The organism is Paenibacillus sp. P2(2022) (assembly GCF_029522175.1).
GTDB classification, from domain to species: Bacteria; Bacillota; Bacilli; order Paenibacillales; family Paenibacillaceae; genus Paenibacillus; species Paenibacillus polymyxa.
In genome coordinates this window covers 25,127-43,888 of sequence record NZ_JAKWFI010000007.1, presented here as the reverse complement: position 1 = coordinate 43,888, position 18,762 = coordinate 25,127, and the positions used below count along the sequence as shown (strand labels likewise).

13 protein-coding genes, 1 tRNA gene and 1 other RNA gene are annotated in these 18,762 nt (G+C 45.0%); 2 read left to right on the top strand and 13 right to left on the bottom strand.

All coding sequences use genetic code 11. The annotated features are described in order from the left end of the window. Nucleotides 1–335: 335 nt before the first annotated feature. From MMB75_RS20025 to MMB75_RS19970, 12 genes are all read right to left on the bottom strand, one after another. Complete coding sequence (locus MMB75_RS20025; protein WP_039276509.1) at nucleotides 336–803, bottom strand: hypothetical protein; 468 nt, start codon at nucleotides 801–803, stop codon at nucleotides 336–338. Between the two features lies 1 nt (nucleotide 804). Beyond that, nucleotides 805–3,918 (bottom strand): CdiA C-terminal domain-containing protein, encoded by a 3,114-nt coding sequence (locus MMB75_RS20020; protein WP_039276502.1) that lies wholly within the window; start codon nucleotides 3,916–3,918, stop codon nucleotides 805–807. Between the two features lie 557 nt (nucleotides 3,919–4,475). Further along, nucleotides 4,476–4,840, bottom strand: a transfer-messenger RNA (tmRNA) gene (ssrA, locus tag MMB75_RS20015). 255 nt (nucleotides 4,841–5,095) lie between these two features. Beyond that, nucleotides 5,096–5,575 carry an SsrA-binding protein SmpB gene (gene smpB, locus MMB75_RS20010; RefSeq protein WP_007428162.1) on the bottom strand — a complete coding sequence of 160 codons (480 nt, stop codon included), beginning with the start codon at nucleotides 5,573–5,575 and terminating at the stop codon, nucleotides 5,096–5,098. Nucleotides 5,576–5,838: 263 nt separating this feature from the next. After that, nucleotides 5,839–8,466: a ribonuclease R gene (gene rnr / locus MMB75_RS20005; protein ID WP_045244939.1), complete on the bottom strand. Its 2,628-nt coding sequence runs from the start codon at nucleotides 8,464–8,466 to the stop codon at nucleotides 5,839–5,841. A 188-nt stretch (nucleotides 8,467–8,654) separates the two neighbouring features. Next, nucleotides 8,655–8,888, bottom strand: coding sequence for a preprotein translocase subunit SecG (gene secG / locus MMB75_RS20000; RefSeq protein ID WP_013368823.1), 234 nt, complete (start codon nucleotides 8,886–8,888; stop codon nucleotides 8,655–8,657). 330 nt (nucleotides 8,889–9,218) lie between these two features. Beyond that, on the bottom strand, nucleotides 9,219–10,505 hold the full coding sequence (eno, locus tag MMB75_RS19995) for a phosphopyruvate hydratase (protein WP_013368821.1): 1,287 nt from the start codon (nucleotides 10,503–10,505) through the stop codon (nucleotides 9,219–9,221). 63 nt (nucleotides 10,506–10,568) lie between these two features. Beyond that, on the bottom strand, nucleotides 10,569–12,113 hold the full coding sequence (gene gpmI / locus MMB75_RS19990) for a 2,3-bisphosphoglycerate-independent phosphoglycerate mutase (RefSeq protein ID WP_277510150.1): 1,545 nt from the start codon (nucleotides 12,111–12,113) through the stop codon (nucleotides 10,569–10,571). Between the two features lies 1 nt (nucleotide 12,114). Further along, the gene (gene tpiA / locus MMB75_RS19985) at nucleotides 12,115–12,867 is read right to left on the bottom strand and encodes a triose-phosphate isomerase (RefSeq protein WP_013308264.1); all 753 of its coding nucleotides are present in this window, start codon (nucleotides 12,865–12,867) and stop codon (nucleotides 12,115–12,117) included. 59 nt (nucleotides 12,868–12,926) lie between these two features. Beyond that, on the bottom strand, nucleotides 12,927–14,108 hold the full coding sequence (locus tag MMB75_RS19980) for a phosphoglycerate kinase (protein ID WP_016820125.1): 1,182 nt from the start codon (nucleotides 14,106–14,108) through the stop codon (nucleotides 12,927–12,929). A 122-nt stretch (nucleotides 14,109–14,230) separates the two neighbouring features. After that, nucleotides 14,231–15,241 carry a type I glyceraldehyde-3-phosphate dehydrogenase gene (gap, locus tag MMB75_RS19975; protein WP_017427870.1) on the bottom strand — a complete coding sequence of 337 codons (1,011 nt, stop codon included), beginning with the start codon at nucleotides 15,239–15,241 and terminating at the stop codon, nucleotides 14,231–14,233. A 92-nt stretch (nucleotides 15,242–15,333) separates the two neighbouring features. Beyond that, complete coding sequence (locus MMB75_RS19970; RefSeq protein WP_017427871.1) at nucleotides 15,334–16,371, bottom strand: sugar-binding transcriptional regulator; 1,038 nt, start codon at nucleotides 16,369–16,371, stop codon at nucleotides 15,334–15,336. A gap of 260 nt (nucleotides 16,372–16,631) precedes the next feature. Between MMB75_RS19970 and MMB75_RS19965 the strand changes: the two genes are divergently transcribed. Further along, nucleotides 16,632–16,703: transfer RNA gene (locus MMB75_RS19965), tRNA-Arg, on the top strand. 209 nt (nucleotides 16,704–16,912) lie between these two features. Further along, the gene (clpP, locus tag MMB75_RS19960) at nucleotides 16,913–17,509 is read left to right on the top strand and encodes an ATP-dependent Clp endopeptidase proteolytic subunit ClpP (RefSeq protein WP_013368815.1); all 597 of its coding nucleotides are present in this window, start codon (nucleotides 16,913–16,915) and stop codon (nucleotides 17,507–17,509) included. 114 nt (nucleotides 17,510–17,623) lie between these two features. Here clpP and MMB75_RS19955 read toward each other — a convergent pair whose 3' ends face one another. Next, on the bottom strand, nucleotides 17,624–18,733 hold the full coding sequence (locus MMB75_RS19955; protein ID WP_045244938.1) for a PdaC/SigV domain-containing protein: 1,110 nt from the start codon (nucleotides 18,731–18,733) through the stop codon (nucleotides 17,624–17,626). Nucleotides 18,734–18,762: the final 29 nt, after the last annotated feature.

Here is an 18,762-nt window from a genome sequence, read left to right as displayed (position 1 = left end):
TTTTTAGATTACTACGATTATGTTCAGAACGCTCAGATTTGAATTTAATAAAATCTTCGTCTTGTATCTTAATTCTGTCTCTAATAAATGAAGATATCATACTCTCTATCAAGCATATATAAACCATGTTTTAAATCAACAAACTTGCTTGTTCCCGCTGAAATAATCAATGCTTTATAATCTATACCTTTTAATGGCACACAAAATACATTTTCACTCGGATACTTTTGTTTAGCTATATACTTTTCAAACTCTTCGTGAGAATGAAGTCATAATTAGCTATACCCTTCATCAGACTCATTGATAATTTCCTGAACTGACATTGTAAATTTATTTTAGTTAGATAAATCTTTTTCAATATATGGATATTTTAGTGAATCAATTATTCTATTAGATAGATAGTTCTTTTGATACTGGTCTAAATTTGTGTTTACAATTACAGTATCATTTTCTTTTCTAAATAGTTGATCTGTACCATTTTCCAAAAACACCATATCAGGATTAAAGCTCTTTAAAATCTTCCCAATAGTTTGAAATAAGACCTCCAGTCCTTCATAAAATGTTTTCCCAAACAATTGAACACTAATTTCTGTATTTATTTTCATGCCGTATTCTTCTCTTAAAAAATCAATGCTAGTAATATCTTCTGTTTCAATATCAATTGTGAAATATCTGCAGCTAAGACGAGAAAAGTTTTCGTAATTAGTTACTTTATCTTTAACTGTCTCGCTTACTATGTTATAAATTGTTCTCTTTAATGTTTCAGGTCCTAAATTTGAAACTAAAAGTAATTCACAGTCCATCTCACTTTTCTCCTCCAAATACTTTTGTAATTGTGCCATCTTTAACACTAATTAATTCTTCAAGTCTTTTTAAATCACCATTCGGATTTGCTTTTCTTAAAATTGTTCCAGTAATTTCTGCAATTTTTTCATCTGGAAAGTTGTCTAAGTTGAGAACAATTCTTCCAGATTGGTTCTTTGTCTTTCCTGCTATTTCTTTTATTATACTTTGTACCTTACCATCTGGCTTAGGCGCATAACAATCGAATACTTTCCCTTCGATTAAAAAATCTGGATTCGATCCTTCTTTAATCCCATAACCATTTCCACCATCAATTTCATCCAACATCTTAATGTCATAACCTTTGTCAGCCAAGAAATCGGCTGTTTCATTTTGTTTCTTTATTCCATGTGAATCTCCTGCTCCATAATTACCTTTAGGTTTACTACCCTTTGGTAAAGAAGGTTCTGTAAGTTTATTATTACTAACAACGTCACCTGTCACCTTAGTCCCGGACGGATTCTCGTTGGGTTTGCTCGGTTTCTGTGAAGCAGGTGTTCCTTCGCTCTTACCTGACTTTCCGCCAGAAGGTTTAGACGGCGTTGAACTATTTGGACCCTCGCTTTTAGACATTCGATAAAGATCCTTAGCACTTTCCACACTATTGGATGCTCCGGTATACGTTACCGCTGTCCCATGTGCTCCCAAAAGGGCAGATTGTGCCATAGCCAGGACGCCTACAGGTGCCCCTACTCCTGAAGCTGTTACCAAACCACCTAAGAATCCTTCCGTCACAGCACCAACCGTTTCTACAGCTCCGGCTACAGTTGTCAAAGAATGTCCGATCACTTCACCTGTTTTACGCGCCATCGGATGCTCTGAGGTATATTCCTTATTCATTAATCCGAACGAATAATCTTCTACAACCGCTGCTGCTGCTCCTAGTACAACTTCTCCACCCACATCTGCGGCATACTCCAACTCGTTCGCCATCTGCTTCGCCATAATGGCTTCATTTTCCGCATTCTGGAGCTGGACTGCCGCCATAAGATCCCACCAGGACTGAGATTCTTCCTCTTGCTTCGGCTGCGGCTGTTGAGCTATGTAACTGTCGTAGTTCGCCCTCCAGCGTTGTCTCAACTCGGTGGGAATTTGCTGATAAGCATGAACTATAGTGTTCGATTCTTTCAGCAAGTTTTGAACGAGCTCTAGGGGACCACCGGAATGCGCTACATGACGTGCACTCGTATATACTTTGCCTAAAATCCACTTGCTATAATAGGCTTGTTTTGCTTGCTCATGCTCATACTGACTAATCAATCCTTGAAGCGCCAGACCTGCCCAATGTTTTAACGGATGTATGCCTGCTTCTTTAGACGCTCCCAAGGTAGGCGTTCCTTTGCTCCGAACAGGGATTGCTGCGGATACTTGTAAAACCGTTGCCGCCACTTTACCTGCTAGTCCACCCGATGTATTCAACATCACATTGGCTACTTTCCCGACTGCTGGAATGGAGCCTAATAGCTTGGATACTGTACCCAGCAAAGCATTGGCCTGTTGAAGTGCCGCTGGACTTGTAACCTTTGCCGTAGGAGCAGGAGCCGTACTACTGGATGAAGCATTGGCTGCTTTAGATTGTGCGGCCTCATACGCCTTAATATTCATCAACGGCGGCTCAGGTACAGGAGGAAGGTCAGCTACGAAAACTGGAGCTTTTACCGTACCTTCCTGATAAATCACAGGGGCTTTGGTGTCCGTCTCACCATCTAGCACCATACTGCTGGCTCCACCTTTTAAATATATTGCGGTTCCAGCTTCCAATGATAGTTCCTGACCTGCATCCAGCTTTACATGACCGCCCTGAATCTGTACATTCCCCGGACTGTTGACGGTGATACCCGCATCCTCATGTAGTGTAATCGAAAACCCATCGGAAGTGGACAGGATCAGCTCCTGCTCAGACATTTCGATGCCGCTGCCTTGTACGTGTTTCCATACCTTCACATCTGGTTGTCCATTGGCGTGGCGATGCTGTCGTAAGGAATCGGTCACATAGGCTTCCTGTTCACAGTGTGTAGGTAAATACAGCTCCACTTGTTCCCCAACTTCAGGCATGTCATACCAGCCACTATGTTCTTCCGCGACATAACGGGTAGCTACGGGAAACCAACAAGCTTTAGCTGGGTCTTGCTTCGGATCAATTTCCAGTTGAAGTTGTACCAAATCCTGTTGTACTTTCAACACCGTTCCCGTGAGTGAAATCCCGATGGCTTGATCATTTTCATACCGAGCATACTGAATATCCTGTTCGGCTTGGAGATCGTAACGAGTTTGGAGTAAACCGTCCTTTAACTCTGTCACTGCCCTCACAACGACCAGCTCTTTGCCTTGTCCAATGGGTAACGTAATCAAGTCACCCAGCGCATAGTATTGCAGATTTTCAATCGTATAGGTGACATACGCGCCAACACGTTCCCCTGGTTTTCCTGTATCTAACTCATGAAATGTTTTCCGTACCCTATAAAATACATCTCGCTCCACCTTATACTGCTTGCCTTCTGGCATCCCAAAGAAAATCTTAGGTGACACAGCCGTAATCTCCGGTACAAGTACCGAACCAAAGCGAGAGACAAGACGCTTTAAAAAGGCCCAGTCGGTTTCTTCATATTGTAAAACAAAAGTACCTAATTTAGCATAATTGGTCACCGTATCAATCGCATCTCCATACATGTACTTCCGAACCATTGTAGTGACCAGATCATCATGGGTACGATGTATGTCCTGATAGGAGCGCCTTTTCGTCTTGATATCCATTTGATAGGAATGCGAGGCCGCCTCCAGTTCAAAAGTGTATACTCCCCGTATGCAGTGCACAGACATGCGTGTAATTAACCCATGAAACAAACGTCTAAGCGACTGTCCTTGCTCATTCAACTGACGTATGACAATCGGTTCCTGCTCCATGCTCTGTCCAACACACGCGGCTCCCTGTTCTTCCGACAGCATTCCGCTCACGTACAGGTATGCATGATCGTTAACGGTCCTGATAATTCGCAGTTGTTCCATATGCTGAGGTTGAAAAGGACCGTATAAGCGTAGACTTTCATACCCTATTCCGTTTTGCAGTACGTCCAAATGCTTTCATATCTCCTTTCCAGCGGCACAAGGCACGTTCGCCAGCTACCTTGTGTTTACATGTGTTCGTAGCTATCACACCATTCAAACATGAGTTTAAGAGGTTATTTTTAACAGTAAACCATTCTTATGTATGTATCGGATAGAATAAAGACTTTGTTTACAGAAAGCCCCATCAATTCTGTTATTTTGAATTACCATGGCTAACGGATGAATGCATGAACTGTAATGGTACAAAAGGAAATAGATATTAAAATAGCAAATCACATTCACATTAGTTCTACCCTAATCCCAAATGAGTGAACTTATTGAAGACAAGTATTATTTCCTTCGCTTCAAAGCATATCGTTAAAGAGACCGTTGGTACTATCGAGAAGTAGCCTTGTGCATGGGAAATATTCCATAAGGTTTCTTAGAAAACATGAGGCGTATCCGCATGTAAAAAAAGTAGATATTGTAGCGTGGAATCGCTTGATTAATGACTGATTTCTAAGCAATAAATGATAATAAAAAGCCACCAACCAGAAACACTGGCTGATGGCTTTCTTGTCTTACTCAAATGGAGGCGAGGGGAGTCGAACCCCTGTCCGAAGATAACGACACATAAGCTTCTACGGGTGTAGTCACAGTTTTGATGTCACCCGAGTATCGCCCCGTAACCGGCTATACGTTGGGTCAGCCTGATTGTCTTCTTCAGCACACCCCAGGCGGAGATGTGGCAGCGTATCCCACTATAGGTTAGCCCCTACATCCGGCACATGGGCGATGCAGGAGAGGAGCACGCTCACAGGTTATTAAGCTGCGAAAGCGTAGTTGTTTTGTTGTTTGCCGTTTAATAGGCTTTAGCGTTGATGAAGTGGACGCGTCCCCACTACCCGCTACCCATGCTCGAACTATCCCCGTCGAATCCATAAACGCCCCCTTATTATAAAAGGGCTCCACGGATAAATCCGGAAATACCGGAGCATAAGTGCATAATATCAAAAGCTGAATCCTAAGATTCAACACTCGAATCAAGTTAAATCAAGATGCATTGAAAATTTACTACTACGTTAGTATAACATATTACATGTCATAACGAAACGGAATGAGGCCATTAAGGCTCGATAAAATAGCACCATTACAGGAACAAGTAACTTATCCACGTAATTTGTACCATACAGAGTAAGTAGACTGCTTATCTTGCAATTTTTTGCTTCTCTCGTAAAGCACGTTGGATATCACGCTGTGCATCACGTTTGGCAGCCGTTTCTCGCTTGTCATACTGCTTTTTACCTCTACCCAGTCCAAGCAGCAGTTTGGCATAACCGTTGCGAACATAGATCTTGAGAGGCACGATGGTGTAGCCCTCCTGTTTGGACAGACCAATAAGCTTACGAATCTGCTCTTTATGCAGCAGCAACTTACGCGTGCGCGTCGGATCAGTCGGATTGTTACGATTACCTTGTTCAAAAGGGCTGATATGCATATTGTGAATATGGATTTCGCCATTACGGATCGTAGCAAAAGCATCGCTTATATTAGAGCGACCATTCCGCAGAGACTTAATTTCCGTTCCCGTTAACACCATGCCCGCCTCGTAGGTGTCCTCAATAAAATAGTCATGGGAAGCTTTTTTGTTCTGGGCGAGCACTTTCCCATCTGCCTTCTTACCCATGAATACCACTCCTTATGAATAACTTAGATTCAATCTAGAATTCTTGCTACAAAGAGCTACCTAGAAATATATTGTAACAAATTTCGGAGGGTAAAAGCAAGAAAGGTCAAGCCTTCTACATTTCTCATTACACGTATAGCACACTAAAACCAAGCGGCTTCTATCCATTACTACAGACAGAAACCGCTCATATACCTAAGCATCCGTAAGCTTCATTCACTGCTCTCGGAAGCCCCAATCTCCTAACAGTAAGTTATATCAACCTATTTTTTCTTTTTCCGTACAAACCCAGCGGTGCTATTTCCACCGTTAGCGCCCTTTTTTTTCCGCTTGCGACGTGCTGCACCTTCACCGCCTGATCTTGCATCACTACCTGGGGTAGCTGCATCACCAATGAATATCCCGCTGGTAGACGTCTTCCCGCTGGTAGACGTCTTCTTCCGCCGCTTGCTTGCCCCGGATGCTGGCGAGTTATACCCGCCCTTGCCACTGCCAAAGCCGAAGCTGCTAGCTGAACCAGTTCCTGCTCCGTTAGCACTGCCGCGCCCTGAACGCCCTGCGGTGCTGATGCCTCCGTTACCGCCCTCTTTAGGCTTTCCAGCCGCCTCACGACCGCCTTTACGCTCTCTACCAGCCTTGTCCTTGCCGCCCTTGCGGTCACGTCCTTCTCGGCCCCTGCCTTTACCGCGGCCCTCGCCACGTGCAAAATCTCCGCCCTGGCTCGATCCACCCGTCCGTTCACGGCGTTGCCGTTGCTTCATATCGACGAGTTCAAAGTCAATTGTGTAATCTTCCATATTCACACGTGCGACGCGAACCTTAACCTCATCCCCAATGCGGAACACCTTAGAGGTGCGTTCTCCGATTAACGCCATATGCTGCTCGTCAAAATGATAATAGTCGTCCGTAAGTGCACTCAGACGCGTCAGACCCTCGACAGTGTTGTCTAGCTCAATGAACATCCCAAAGCTGGTTACACTGCTGATGATCCCCTCGAACTCCTCGCCAACCTTGTCCAGCATGTATTCAGCCTTTTTCATTTGCTCTGTGTCACGCTCTGCATCCACAGCCACACGTTCACGCTCGGAGGATTGCTGAGCAATGTCTGGCATGCGTGCAGTCAAGTATTCCTGACGCTCATCTGTCAAAGCCCCGCCATTCTCCAACACCTCACGAATAACACGGTGAATTACCAAGTCAGGGTAACGACGAATCGGTGATGTAAAATGAGAGTAATACTCCGCGGCCAGTCCAAAATGTCCTGTTGACTCTGCATCATACTTTGCCTGCTTCATCGAACGCAGCATCATCGTGCTAAGCACCGTTTGCTCCTTCGTACCCTGAATGTCTTCCAACAATGTTTGCAGTGCACGCGGATGAATGGAATTTCCTCGACCTTTGATCTGATGACCAAAATTAGCTGCGAAAGCCATAAAATTTTGCAGCTTCTCTGGATCGGGGTCCTCATGAATTCGGTACAAGAACGGTACCTTAAGCCAGTGAAAATGTTCGGCTACCGTTTCATTGGCCGCCAGCATGAACTCTTCAATAATTTGTTCGGCTATCGTACGATCCCTTTTCACAATATCGACAGCTTTGCCTTCGTCATCTACAATCACTTTGGCCTCATCAAAATCAAAATCAACCGCACCCCGGCGCATCCGATTTGCACGCAGCTTCAACGCCAAATCCTTCATCGTACGGAATACATCAACCAGGTCCTTGTAGCGTTCCATCAGTTCTGCATCTTCCTCTTCGAGGATTTTGCGAACGTTCGTGTAGGTCATCCGTTCCTTTGTTTTAATCACGCTGGTGAAAATATCATGCTTTACGACCTTCATATGCTCATTGAATTCCATCTCACAGGATAAAGTCAGTCGATCCACCTGAGGATTCAATGAACATATTCCGTTTGAAAGTCGATGTGGAAGCATCGGAATGACGCGGTCAACCAAATACACACTACAACCGCGGTTATATGCCTCCTGATCCAGTTTGGAGTTCTCACGCACATAATACCCTACGTCAGCAATATGAACGCCCAGACGGTAGTTTCCATTCGGCAAGCGCTCTACATTAACCGCATCATCGAGGTCTTTGGCATCCTCACCGTCGATGGTAACAATGACCTTATCGCGCAAATCACGCCGTCCTTGACGTATAATTTCTTCTTCCGTAATCGCATCAGGAGCCTGATCCGCTTCCGCCATCACTTCATCCGGAAAGGCTTCCGGAAGCTGATGCTTGCGAATAACGGACAATATGTCGACGCCCGGATCATCCTTATGACCCAGCACTTCCAGCACTTCGCCTTCCGCCGCTGCACGTCCTTCTGGATAGCTCACAATACGTACGACGACCTTTTGCCCGTTCACAGCTCCGTTGAAGCTGTCCTTAGGAATGAAAATGTCCCGATTAATACGTTTATCATCCGGCAAAACAAAACCATATGCTTCGTGGCTCTGAAACACACCGACTACCTGAAGCACTGCGCGCTTCACGATTCGCACAACTTCGCCTTCTAATCGGCCACCCGCAGGTCCCTTTGACGTCACTCTTACCAGTACCGTATCTCCATTCATTGCGCTCTTTAAGTCGTTAGCATGAATGTATACATCCGGGTGCTCCCGGTCCTCTGGAATCAAAAAAGCAAAGCCCTTGGCATGGGCCTGCAAACGCCCGCGCTGCAAATCCATCCGTTCTGGAACACCATAACGGTTCGTGCGGGTCAGCAGAATTTTCCCGTCTTCCTCCAATGCGTTCAAGAGCTTAAGGAATTCACGAAACTCTTCTGCATCCTTAACGTCAAAATGTTGCTCCAGCTCCTGGTATGTCATAGGCTTGTATGCGGTCTCGCGCATGAAATCAAGTAGTTGTTGCTCTGTTATCATAATTTTGTCCACCTCGGGTGACCTTTAATTTTCAGTAATAAATCCGCATGTTCCTTGTTCCTGATACAAGGCTCTTAATATACTCATACCCTAGTATACACGAATTTAATCGACGGCATCCCTGCCTGTCCAAAATCCAAAAAAGCCCCCGTTTCCCATGAAACGAAGGCTTAAGGTATATACTTATCTTATTTTGCGAAAAATGCAACCAAAACGGAAACGATCATAAAACATGCACCCAAAACAGCAGTTACGCGCTGTAAAATCAAATCCATACCGCGAGCTTTGGTCTTGCCGAACAGATGCTCAGCACCGCCAGAGATGGCACCGGACAAACCTGCGCTTTTCCCCTTTTGCAGTAAAACAACCGCTATAACAGCAATCGAGAACACAACGAGCAGCACTTTCAAAAAGATTTCCATGAAAAATCCCACCTCCTGAGCTTATACATCTGTTTTGCAAAACAACACAGCCTCTTTTATGAAAACATGCACATATCATGCTTTAAATAGCCGGAAATTAACGCAAAACACTATTTTTATTCTACCACAGCTTCCAGTAGATAACAACAGCTACAGTAAGACACTTAGCCATTAAGCTTGTGTAGATAATAGATACATTATTCATAACAAAAACCAGACCTGCTTGCATATAGCGAGCAGGTCTGTTTAATTCATGCGTAAAAGCTTCGAGCGTCAGACTTCGTGATCATAAACCATCGATCTAAGACGCTGTCAGCATTTTTCGCAATATTATTTTTTCAGGTTGTAGAAAGATTTCAGGCCGTGGTATTGAGCCAGTTCGCCCAGTTGATCCTCAATGCGGAGCAATTGGTTGTACTTCGCAATACGGTCAGTACGGGAAGGAGCACCAGTTTTGATTTGGCCTGCATTTGTTGCAACAGCGATATCAGCGATTGTGCTGTCTTCGGATTCACCGGAACGGTGAGAGATTACAGCTGTGTATCCTGCGCGTTTAGCCAATTCGATAGCATCGAATGTTTCAGTCAGCGTACCGATTTGGTTTACTTTGATCAGGATAGAGTTACCGATGTTTTCATCGATACCTTTAGCCAGACGCTCGGTGTTAGTTACGAACAGGTCGTCACCAACCAATTGGATTTTGTTGCCCAGTTTTTCAGTGAGCAATTTCCAACCTTCCCAGTCATCTTCGGAGCAGCCATCTTCAATTGTGATGATTGGGTATTTATCAACCCAAGAAGCAAGCAGGTCAACGAACTCAGCAGAAGTGAAGGATTTGCCTTCGCCTTCCAAAGTGTATTTGCCATCTTTGAAGAACTCAGTGGAGGCAACGTCCATACCGAGGAATACGTCAACACCTGGTTTGTAACCAGCTTTTTCGATTGCTTCGATAATAGTGGACAGAGCTTCTTCGTTGGATTTGAAGTTAGGAGCAAAACCACCTTCATCACCAACAGCTGTGTTCAAGCCTTTGGAATTCAGTACAGATTTCAGGTTGTGGAAGATTTCTGCGCCAACACGCAGAGCTTCTTTAAATGTAGGAGCGCCTACAGGCAGAACCATGAATTCTTGTACGTCAACGTTGTTGTCGGCATGAGCACCACCGTTAACGATGTTCATCATTGGTACTGGCAATTGTTTAGCGTTGAATCCACCCAGGTAAGTGTACAGTGGCAAGCCCAGAGCTTCAGCAGCAGCGCGAGCGACAGCCATGGATACAGCCAGAATTGCATTTGCACCCAGTTTACCTTTGTTTGGAGTACCATCCAATTTGATCATCAATGTATCGATTTCTACTTGGTTCACAGCATCCAAGCCGATTACTTCAGGAGCAATAATTTCGTTCACGTTTTTAACTGCTTGCAGAACACCTTTACCCAGGTAACGGGATTTGTCGTTATCGCGAAGCTCTACAGCTTCGTGAGCGCCTGTTGATGCACCAGAAGGAACGATAGCGCGACCAATCGCACCGGATTCCAGATATACTTCAACTTCAACCGTAGGGTTACCACGGGAGTCGAGGACTTCGCGAGCGTACACGTCAGAAATAATAGTCATTTGTACTTAATCTCCTTTGTAATTCATAATTTATTGGTCAAGCCTATACTTATTAAATCAAGCTTACTTGCGGGATGCAATCATAGATTTTCCTGTCATTTCCGCAGGTTGCGGAAGTTGCATCAAATCCAGAAGCGTTGGAGCTACGTCAGCCAGAATTCCATGCTCACGTAGAACGATATTTTCGTCAGTCAAAATGAACGGAACCGGATTCGTTGTGTGAGCTGTGAACGGACGTCCCTGCTCATCAATTTCCATATCCGCGTTACCATGGTCAGCGATGATAATTACCACGCCGCCTTTGGCTTTAACTGCATCTACAACACGTCCAACACATTCATCCGTCGTCTCTACTGCCTTAATTGTTGGTTCCAGCATACCGGAGTGTCCAACCATATCCGGATTGGCAAAGTTCAGGATAATCGCATCATGCTTGTCGGCTTCGATTTCCTTAACAGCAGCATCCGCTACTTCATACGCACTCATTTCAGGCTGCAGATCATATGTAGCCACTTTAGGCGAGTTGATCAAAATACGAGTTTCGCCAGGAAGCTCCACATCGCGTCCGCCACTGAAAAAGAAAGTAACGTGCGGATACTTTTCTGTCTCAGCAATACGCAATTGCTTTTTGTTGTTTTGTACCAGCACTTCGCCAAACGTGTTGTCCAGGTTTTTCGGTTCATAGGCAACAAAGCCTCCAACCGTTTCACTGAACAAGGTCAGGCAAACAAAGTGCAGATTTTTAGGCCATTGTAGCCCACGGTCAAAACCACGGAAATCTTCATTGGTAAATACTTGAGACAATTGAATCGCACGGTCAGGACGGAAATTCAGGAATACGACAGAGTCATTGCTTTCAACCAGCCCTACAGGGCTTCCATCAGCCTTCACAATAACAGTTGGCTCCACAAATTCATCGAACACTGATTTTTCATACGATTCCTTCAATGCTTCGAGTGGGTCGGTATATTGAGGACCTTCACCGTATACGATTGCACGGTAAGATTTCTCAACACGTTCCCAACGTTTGTCGCGGTCCATTGCATAATAGCGTCCTTGTACGGTTGCAATTTGGCCAATGCCCACTTCCTGAATTTTAGCGACCAGTTGTTGCATAAAGCCTACGCCGCTATCAGGCATAACGTCACGTCCATCCATGAAAGCATGAATGTACACTTCGGTTAATCCTTCTTTTTTAGCCAGATCCAGCATAGCGAACAGATGGCTGATATGGCTATGCACACCACCGTCGGACAGAAGTCCGTACAAGTGAAGTTTAGTGTTGTTCTTCTTCGCATGCTGCACGGCTTTAACCAATGTTTCATTGTCGAAGAACTCGCCTTCACGGATGGACTTCGAAATACGAGTCAAATCTTGATATACGATTCGGCCTGCGCCGATGTTCAAGTGACCTACTTCGGAGTTACCCATTTGTCCTTCCGGCAGACCCACCGCTTCACCAGAAGCCGTCAAAGTAGTATGTGGATACTGTTTTAAATACCGGTCGTAATTCGGTTTATTGGCCTGTGCAACCGCATTGCCTTCCACAGTGTCACGCAGTCCGAATCCGTCCATAATAATTAAAGCTACCGGTTTTGGTGCTGTCATCTTACTTCGCCCCCTCAACAAGCGCGATGTACGACGCCGGTTGAAGACTGGCACCGCCCACGAGCGCGCCGTCGATATCGCTTTGACCCAGGTACTCAGTAACATTTTCAGGTTTTACACTACCACCGTACTGAATACGTACAGCATTTGCTGTATTTTCATCATACAGCTCTTTAATCAAACTACGGATGTAGGAAATCACTTCATTCGCATCCTGCGAAGTGGAGGATTTGCCTGTTCCGATGGCCCAGATTGGCTCATAAGCAACTACAACTTGTGCCGCTTGATCTTTAGCCAGACCAGCAAAAGCTGCTACAGTTTGCACTTTTACAACTTCTTTGGTTTGACCTGCTTCACGGTCTTCCAGCTTTTCGCCTACGCATACGATTGGTGTCAATCCATGACGGAATGCTGCATGAACCTTTTTGTTCACCGTTTCGTCTGTTTCGTTGAAATACTCACGACGCTCGGAGTGTCCGATCACAACGTAGTCTACGCCCAGATCTTTCAGCATTCCGCCGCTGATTTCACCTGTAAATGCGCCATCTTCTGCAAAGTGCAGGTTTTGTGCGCCGATTTTAATAGATGTACCTTTTACTGCTTCAACCAGAGCAGGAAGATTTGTAAATGGAGCACATATAACGCTCTCCACTCCTGCAACCTCTGCTTTACCTTTGATCTCTTCGATGAAGGTTTTAGCTTCTGGTACGGTTTTGAACATCTTCCAGTTACCCGCGATAATCGGTGTTCTCAATGGTTTCAACTCCTAACTATTAGGTGCCCTAAAGCCTTTATTACGCGTAATGCGTTTGATTATTTATCGTTAAGTGCAACAACACCCGGAAGTGCTTTGCCTTCCATGAATTCCAGGGATGCGCCGCCGCCAGTGGAAATGTGATCCATTTTGTCAGCCAAGTGGAATTTTTCAGCCGCAGCCGCAGAATCACCGCCACCGATGATGGTGTATGCTTCTGTTGTAGCACAAGCTTCCGCTACTTCACGAGTACCGCCAGCGAAAGGCTCGATTTCAAATACACCCATTGGTCCATTCCAAACAACCAATTTGGAGTTTTTGATAACATCTGCATAGATTTTGCGAGTTTTCGGTCCGATATCCACGCCTTCCCAATCTGCAGGAATGCCGTCGATGTCCACAATGTTCGTGTTCGCTGTAGCGCTGAAATCGTCAGAAATAACGATATCCACAGGAAGGTAGAAGTTTTTGCCAAGCTTCTTCGCTTTTTCAATAAATCCAAGAGCAACGTCCAGTTTGGATTCATCCAGCAAAGATTGACCCACTTCATGACCTTGAGCTTTGAAGAATGTATAAGTCAAACCGCCGCCAATAATTACGTTATCTGCAATGTTCAGCAGGTTGTCGATTACGTCGATTTTGTCTTTTACTTTGGAACCGCCAATAATGGCTGTAAAAGGACGATCTGGATTCGACAGGGCTTTACCAATAACAGACAACTCTCTTTCCATCAGCAAGCCGGAAACAGCCGGAAGAAGATGCGCGATACCTTCTGTAGAAGCATGAGCACGGTGTGCTGCACCAAAAGCATCATTCACGAAAATGTCAGCCAGCTCAGCAAATTGCTTCGCCAGTTCAGGATCATTTTTCTCTTCTCCTGGGTAGAAGCGTACATTTTCAAGCAATAGCACATCGCCGTTTTTCAGTTCAGCCACTTTCGCTTTAACAGCCTCGCCAACTGCTTCGTCCACCTTAACAACAGGCTTATTAAGCAGTTCTGACAAACGCACACCAGCAGCAGTCAGACGCATGGATTCAACAACTTGACCCTTTGGACGTCCAAAGTGACTCGCCAAAATAACCTTTGCACCTTTTTCAATCAGGTAGTTAATGGTTGGCAAGGTTTCGCGAATACGCTTGTCATCGGTAATTTTACCATCCTCAACCGGAACGTTAAAATCTACACGAACAAACACCCGTTTTCCATTCAGTTCTATATCACGTACGCTCTTTTTGTTCATCTCCATATTCCTCCGCACCCTTATAATTTTACGAAACAGGAATTTAAGGCACATTTTGATATATAAAGAGCGGAAACAATAACACCTGTTTCCGCTCTATGATGTTGCTCGATAAGGAATTCTTATTTAGCCAATTTAGCGAAGTATTCCAACGTACGGATCAATTGTGCAGTGTAGGACATTTCGTTGTCGTACCAAGCTACAGTTTTAACCAGTTGTTTGTCGCCAACAGTCAGAACTTTAGTTTGAGTTGCATCAAACAGGGAACCAAAAGTCAGACCTTTGATGTCAGAAGAAACGATTTGATCTTCAGTGTATCCGTAAGTTTCAGGATCGGAAGCTTCTTTCATCGCTGCGTTGATTTCTTCAGCAGTTACGTTTTTCTCCAGAACTGTTACCAGCTCAGTCAGGGAACCTGTTGGTACTGGAACACGTTGAGCTGCACCATCCAATTTACCTTTCAGCTCAGGGATAACCAGACCGATTGCTTTAGCAGCACCAGTAGTGTTAGGGATGATGTTTTCAGCTGCTGCGCGAGCACGACGGAAGTCACCTTTAGCATGTGGAGCATCCAAAGTGTTTTGGTCGCCAGTGTAAGCGTGAATTGTAGTCATCAAGCCTTCAACGATACCAAATTTGTCTTGCAGTGTTTTAGCCATAGGAGCCAAGCAGTTAGTTGTGCAAGAAGCACCGGAAATTACAGTTTCAGTTCCGTCCAGAATTTCATGGTTTACGTTGTAAACGACAGTTTTCATGTCGCCAGTAGCTGGAGCGGAGATAACAACTTTTTTAGCGCCGCCTTTCAAATGTTTCTCAGCAGCTTCTTTAGTTGTGAAGAAACCTGTGCATTCCAGAACGATGTCTACGCCCAGGTCTCCCCAAGGCAATTCTTCAGGGTTACGGTTAGCCAAAACTTTAACTTCTTTACCGTTTACTTTGAAGAAACCGTCATGTACTTCTACTTGTCCTTGGAAAGTACCTTGTGTTGTATCATATTTCAACAGATGTGCCAGCATTTTGGAATCTGTCAAGTCGTTAATTGCTACTACTTCAATACCTTCTACGTCTTGAATACGGCGGAAAGCAAGGCGTCCAATACGTCCGAAACCGTTAATACCAACTTTAACTGTCATGAGTGAGTTCCTCCCAAAGTTCGTTTAGTTTAGTTTTATATATTCAAGACAGACCCGAAAGCCCGTCAAGACAACACAATTAAAAAACCTTATCAATCTCTTAAATAACGGCTTACAATCTCGGCAGCAGCGCCTTCGTCGGTGACAAGAATGTCTTCCTGTCCGAAACGCAATACTGCATGAATAGCAGCAGCCTTGCTCTTGCCTCCAGCCACACCTAACACCGTCTCCGTACGCCTGATGTCCTCCAAACGGAGTCCGAGCGTCAGCATTCTGTGAACAACGACGCCGTCTTCGTTAAAATAATAACCAAACGATTCGGCGACCGCACCCTCATTGCTGATCTGGGCAAAGGTTTCAGGGTCAAGCTTGCGTCTGTGGGCCATTGCTATGGCGTTGCCTATCCCGTGAATGATAATACGACTCTCTCGAATCAGGCTTAATATATCCTGAATATTCGTATCCTCAAGCAAGGAGTTGTAAGCATGATTGCTGAGCAAATCCGGTACATGGAGCAGACGGTATTGAGCGCCGACCTTGCGAGCCATCGTGGAGGCAATTGTATTTGCCTGCATTTCCATGCTCTCTCCCAAACCCCCGCGTGCCGGTACAAACCATCCGCCCTTAAGCGGGCCGTTAGCAGGTAATGCCAGTTGTTCCGCCACATCTGCAATCGTCGTGCCACCTGTTACAGCGACCACGTCCTCGTCATCCATAACACTCAGCAGCGCCTTTGCGCCAGCACGGCCCAGCTCCTGCTTCGCTAACGGTGAAGCATCCGAATCCCCTGGAACGACAACCACCTTCCTCAAACCGTAGGCTTGACGAATCTGATCCTCCAATTGGGACAGGCCGAACAAGTTGTTCGCAATCGGCTCCAGCTGTTCCAGCAGATCCAGTCCTGCTTTGCTCACCTTCATGCCCACACTCTCAATCTCAATTAGCCCTTGCGCTTTAAGGAGATCAGTCTCAGCGCGCAGTACGCGCTCGGTCATATCCAGTGAAGCTGCCAGTGTTCTGCGTCCGATAACTTCGGACAGCATAATCTGATGCAGGATCGTGTACCTTTTTTTCAAAACATCCATGAGGTCGGGCAGAAGCTGCTTCTGTATTTCTAATATCTTTCGCATGCTTTCCACTCCCGCACACTTCTAAGTTCTGTCTCTATGCTATATCTCTAACTGGTCTTAAAATGTCCCGGGATAACTTTTTAAGTCCCACGTATATCTTACCCAATATTTGCTTCACATGCAAGTCTATCTGAACCTATATTTCTCAACTTTTTATGTGAATATGCGCACGTAATAAAAGCTTGCAATTCAATGCCGTATATCATATAATCATCTTTGTTTCCAATTAATTAGTTGGTTGTTTGTAATGATTCATCTTTGCGCCCGTGGTCCAACGGATATGACGTAGGCCTCCGGAGCCTGAGATCGAGGTTCGATTCCTCGCGGGCGCGTCGTTTTATATGATTGGCTAAATGTTCCATATGATGTTTTTAACCAAAAAGAGCGCTAAGCGTTCTTTTTTTAATCAATAGTTTGACTTTCTTTGACTTTTTGTTTGAAATTGTTTATCATGTGGTTAATACGGTAACAGTTTATAAATAGGGATGTGTATTCGGCATATCCACCAAATCCACTAACGATTTAAGGGAGGTTTTTTGACGTGAGCTATGTTCCTATGGTAGTAGAACAAAGTAACCGCGGCGAACGCGCCTATGACATTTATTCCAGACTGTTGAAGGATCGCATTATTTTGTTGGGCTCGGACGTCAATGACGTTGTAGCCAACTCAATTATTGCCCAAATGCTGTTTTTGGCTGCTGAAGATCCTGAAAAAGACATTCACTTGTATATTAACAGCCCTGGCGGTTCCATCACAGCTGGTATGGCCATTTTCGATACGATGCAATACATTAAACCTGACGTATCTACCATTTGTGTAGGTATGGCTGCTTCCATGGGTGCTTTCTTGCTGAATGCAGGTGCCAAAGGTAAACGTTTTGCCTTGCCAAACAGTGAAATTATGATTCACCAGCCACTAGGCGGTGCACAAGGACAGGCAACGGATATCGAAATTCGCGCCCGTCGCATTCTGAAAATGCGTGACAAGTTGAACCGCATTCTCGCAGATCGCACAGGTCAACCACTGGAACGCATCGAAAAAGACACAGACCGTGACTATTTCATGTCCGCTGATGATGCCAAGGAATACGGTATTATTGATAAAGTGTTAACTAGCTCCTCTCCAGAAGGTGTATAAGAAAAGTGGTTTTCTTCTGAATAGCTGGTAAATAAAAAGGCTGCCTCGGATTTTCGTATCCGGTAGGCAGTCTTTTTTATTTACTATTAATTTTCAATATATAACTAATCCAGATTATTGATTTTGTCCCGCAAAAGGCTTACCGCCCTGAGGCAGCAGTTGAGCGAACGAGTAAGTAAACTCCGGAATTCCATAAGCGTATGGCGCATAATCATACAAATCAAACACGATGGTTACTCCACTGTTGGTCACATAAAAATTCTGATCTGCGGCCAACTCTTTAAATTTCTCAAACCCTTCGCCAGCCTGGAGCGCATCAATTTTTTTCTTCAAATCAGCATTCAGGAACTTTTTATAGTTAGGATTTGCCTTCAATACGTCATACAATTGCAACTGCTTACCATCAGCAAGCGAGAACGTATATCCTTTACGTGCCGTCATACCGTGTGCGCCACCTGTATACGAGTAGTCCTGCATAATCACACTTAGAATACCGTCCTTATTATAGGCAATTGCAAAATCATTTTCGAAATCATACGGTCTTTCTGCTGTAACCTCTCCCTCTGCCACCATCTTTTTGCCTGCTGCCAATACTGTCTCTGCATGCTTTTTAAGCACATTATTAATGGCCTGTTGAGCCTCAGGATTCAGCTGGCTGCCGCTGATTTGCGGATACTTAATCTTATAGGATACCTTTGCATTACTCGAAGCTGGAAGCGTCTGAGATGCAATTGTGATCGGATTTAGCTGGCTTTTACTCAATGTTACTGTTTTCTGAGTTGCATTCCACTGCGCATCGATACCCAGATAGTCTTTCAGCAGACTCATAGGAATATATAGCTTCCCGGCGATCATTTTGGCATCCATGCTGCGCGTGTTGATCCCGTTCACATTGGCATAGGCATCCGAGGAGGAGACCACGATATAGAGCTTGTTGTACCCGCTCCCCACTGTATATGTCCCTTCCTTGGTGTCATAGCTCACCGGAATTCCCAAACTATCACGCAGTGCTGCCACTGGAATCATTGTGTTCCCGTTCACTTGTACACCTTTAGCGGCCAACGTTTTACCATTCCATTGGATGGTGACCCCTGGTTGCTGTGTTGTCGCTTGCTGCTGTTTGGTCGAAGCTGCCTCAATATAGGAAACGGGAACGACCGCAACCCCTGCTAAGATTCCCGCTGCCAGCAGTGCTGAGCCCCATTTTTTCGTATGCTTGTTCATCGTAAGTATTCCTCCTATTGTGAATCTGT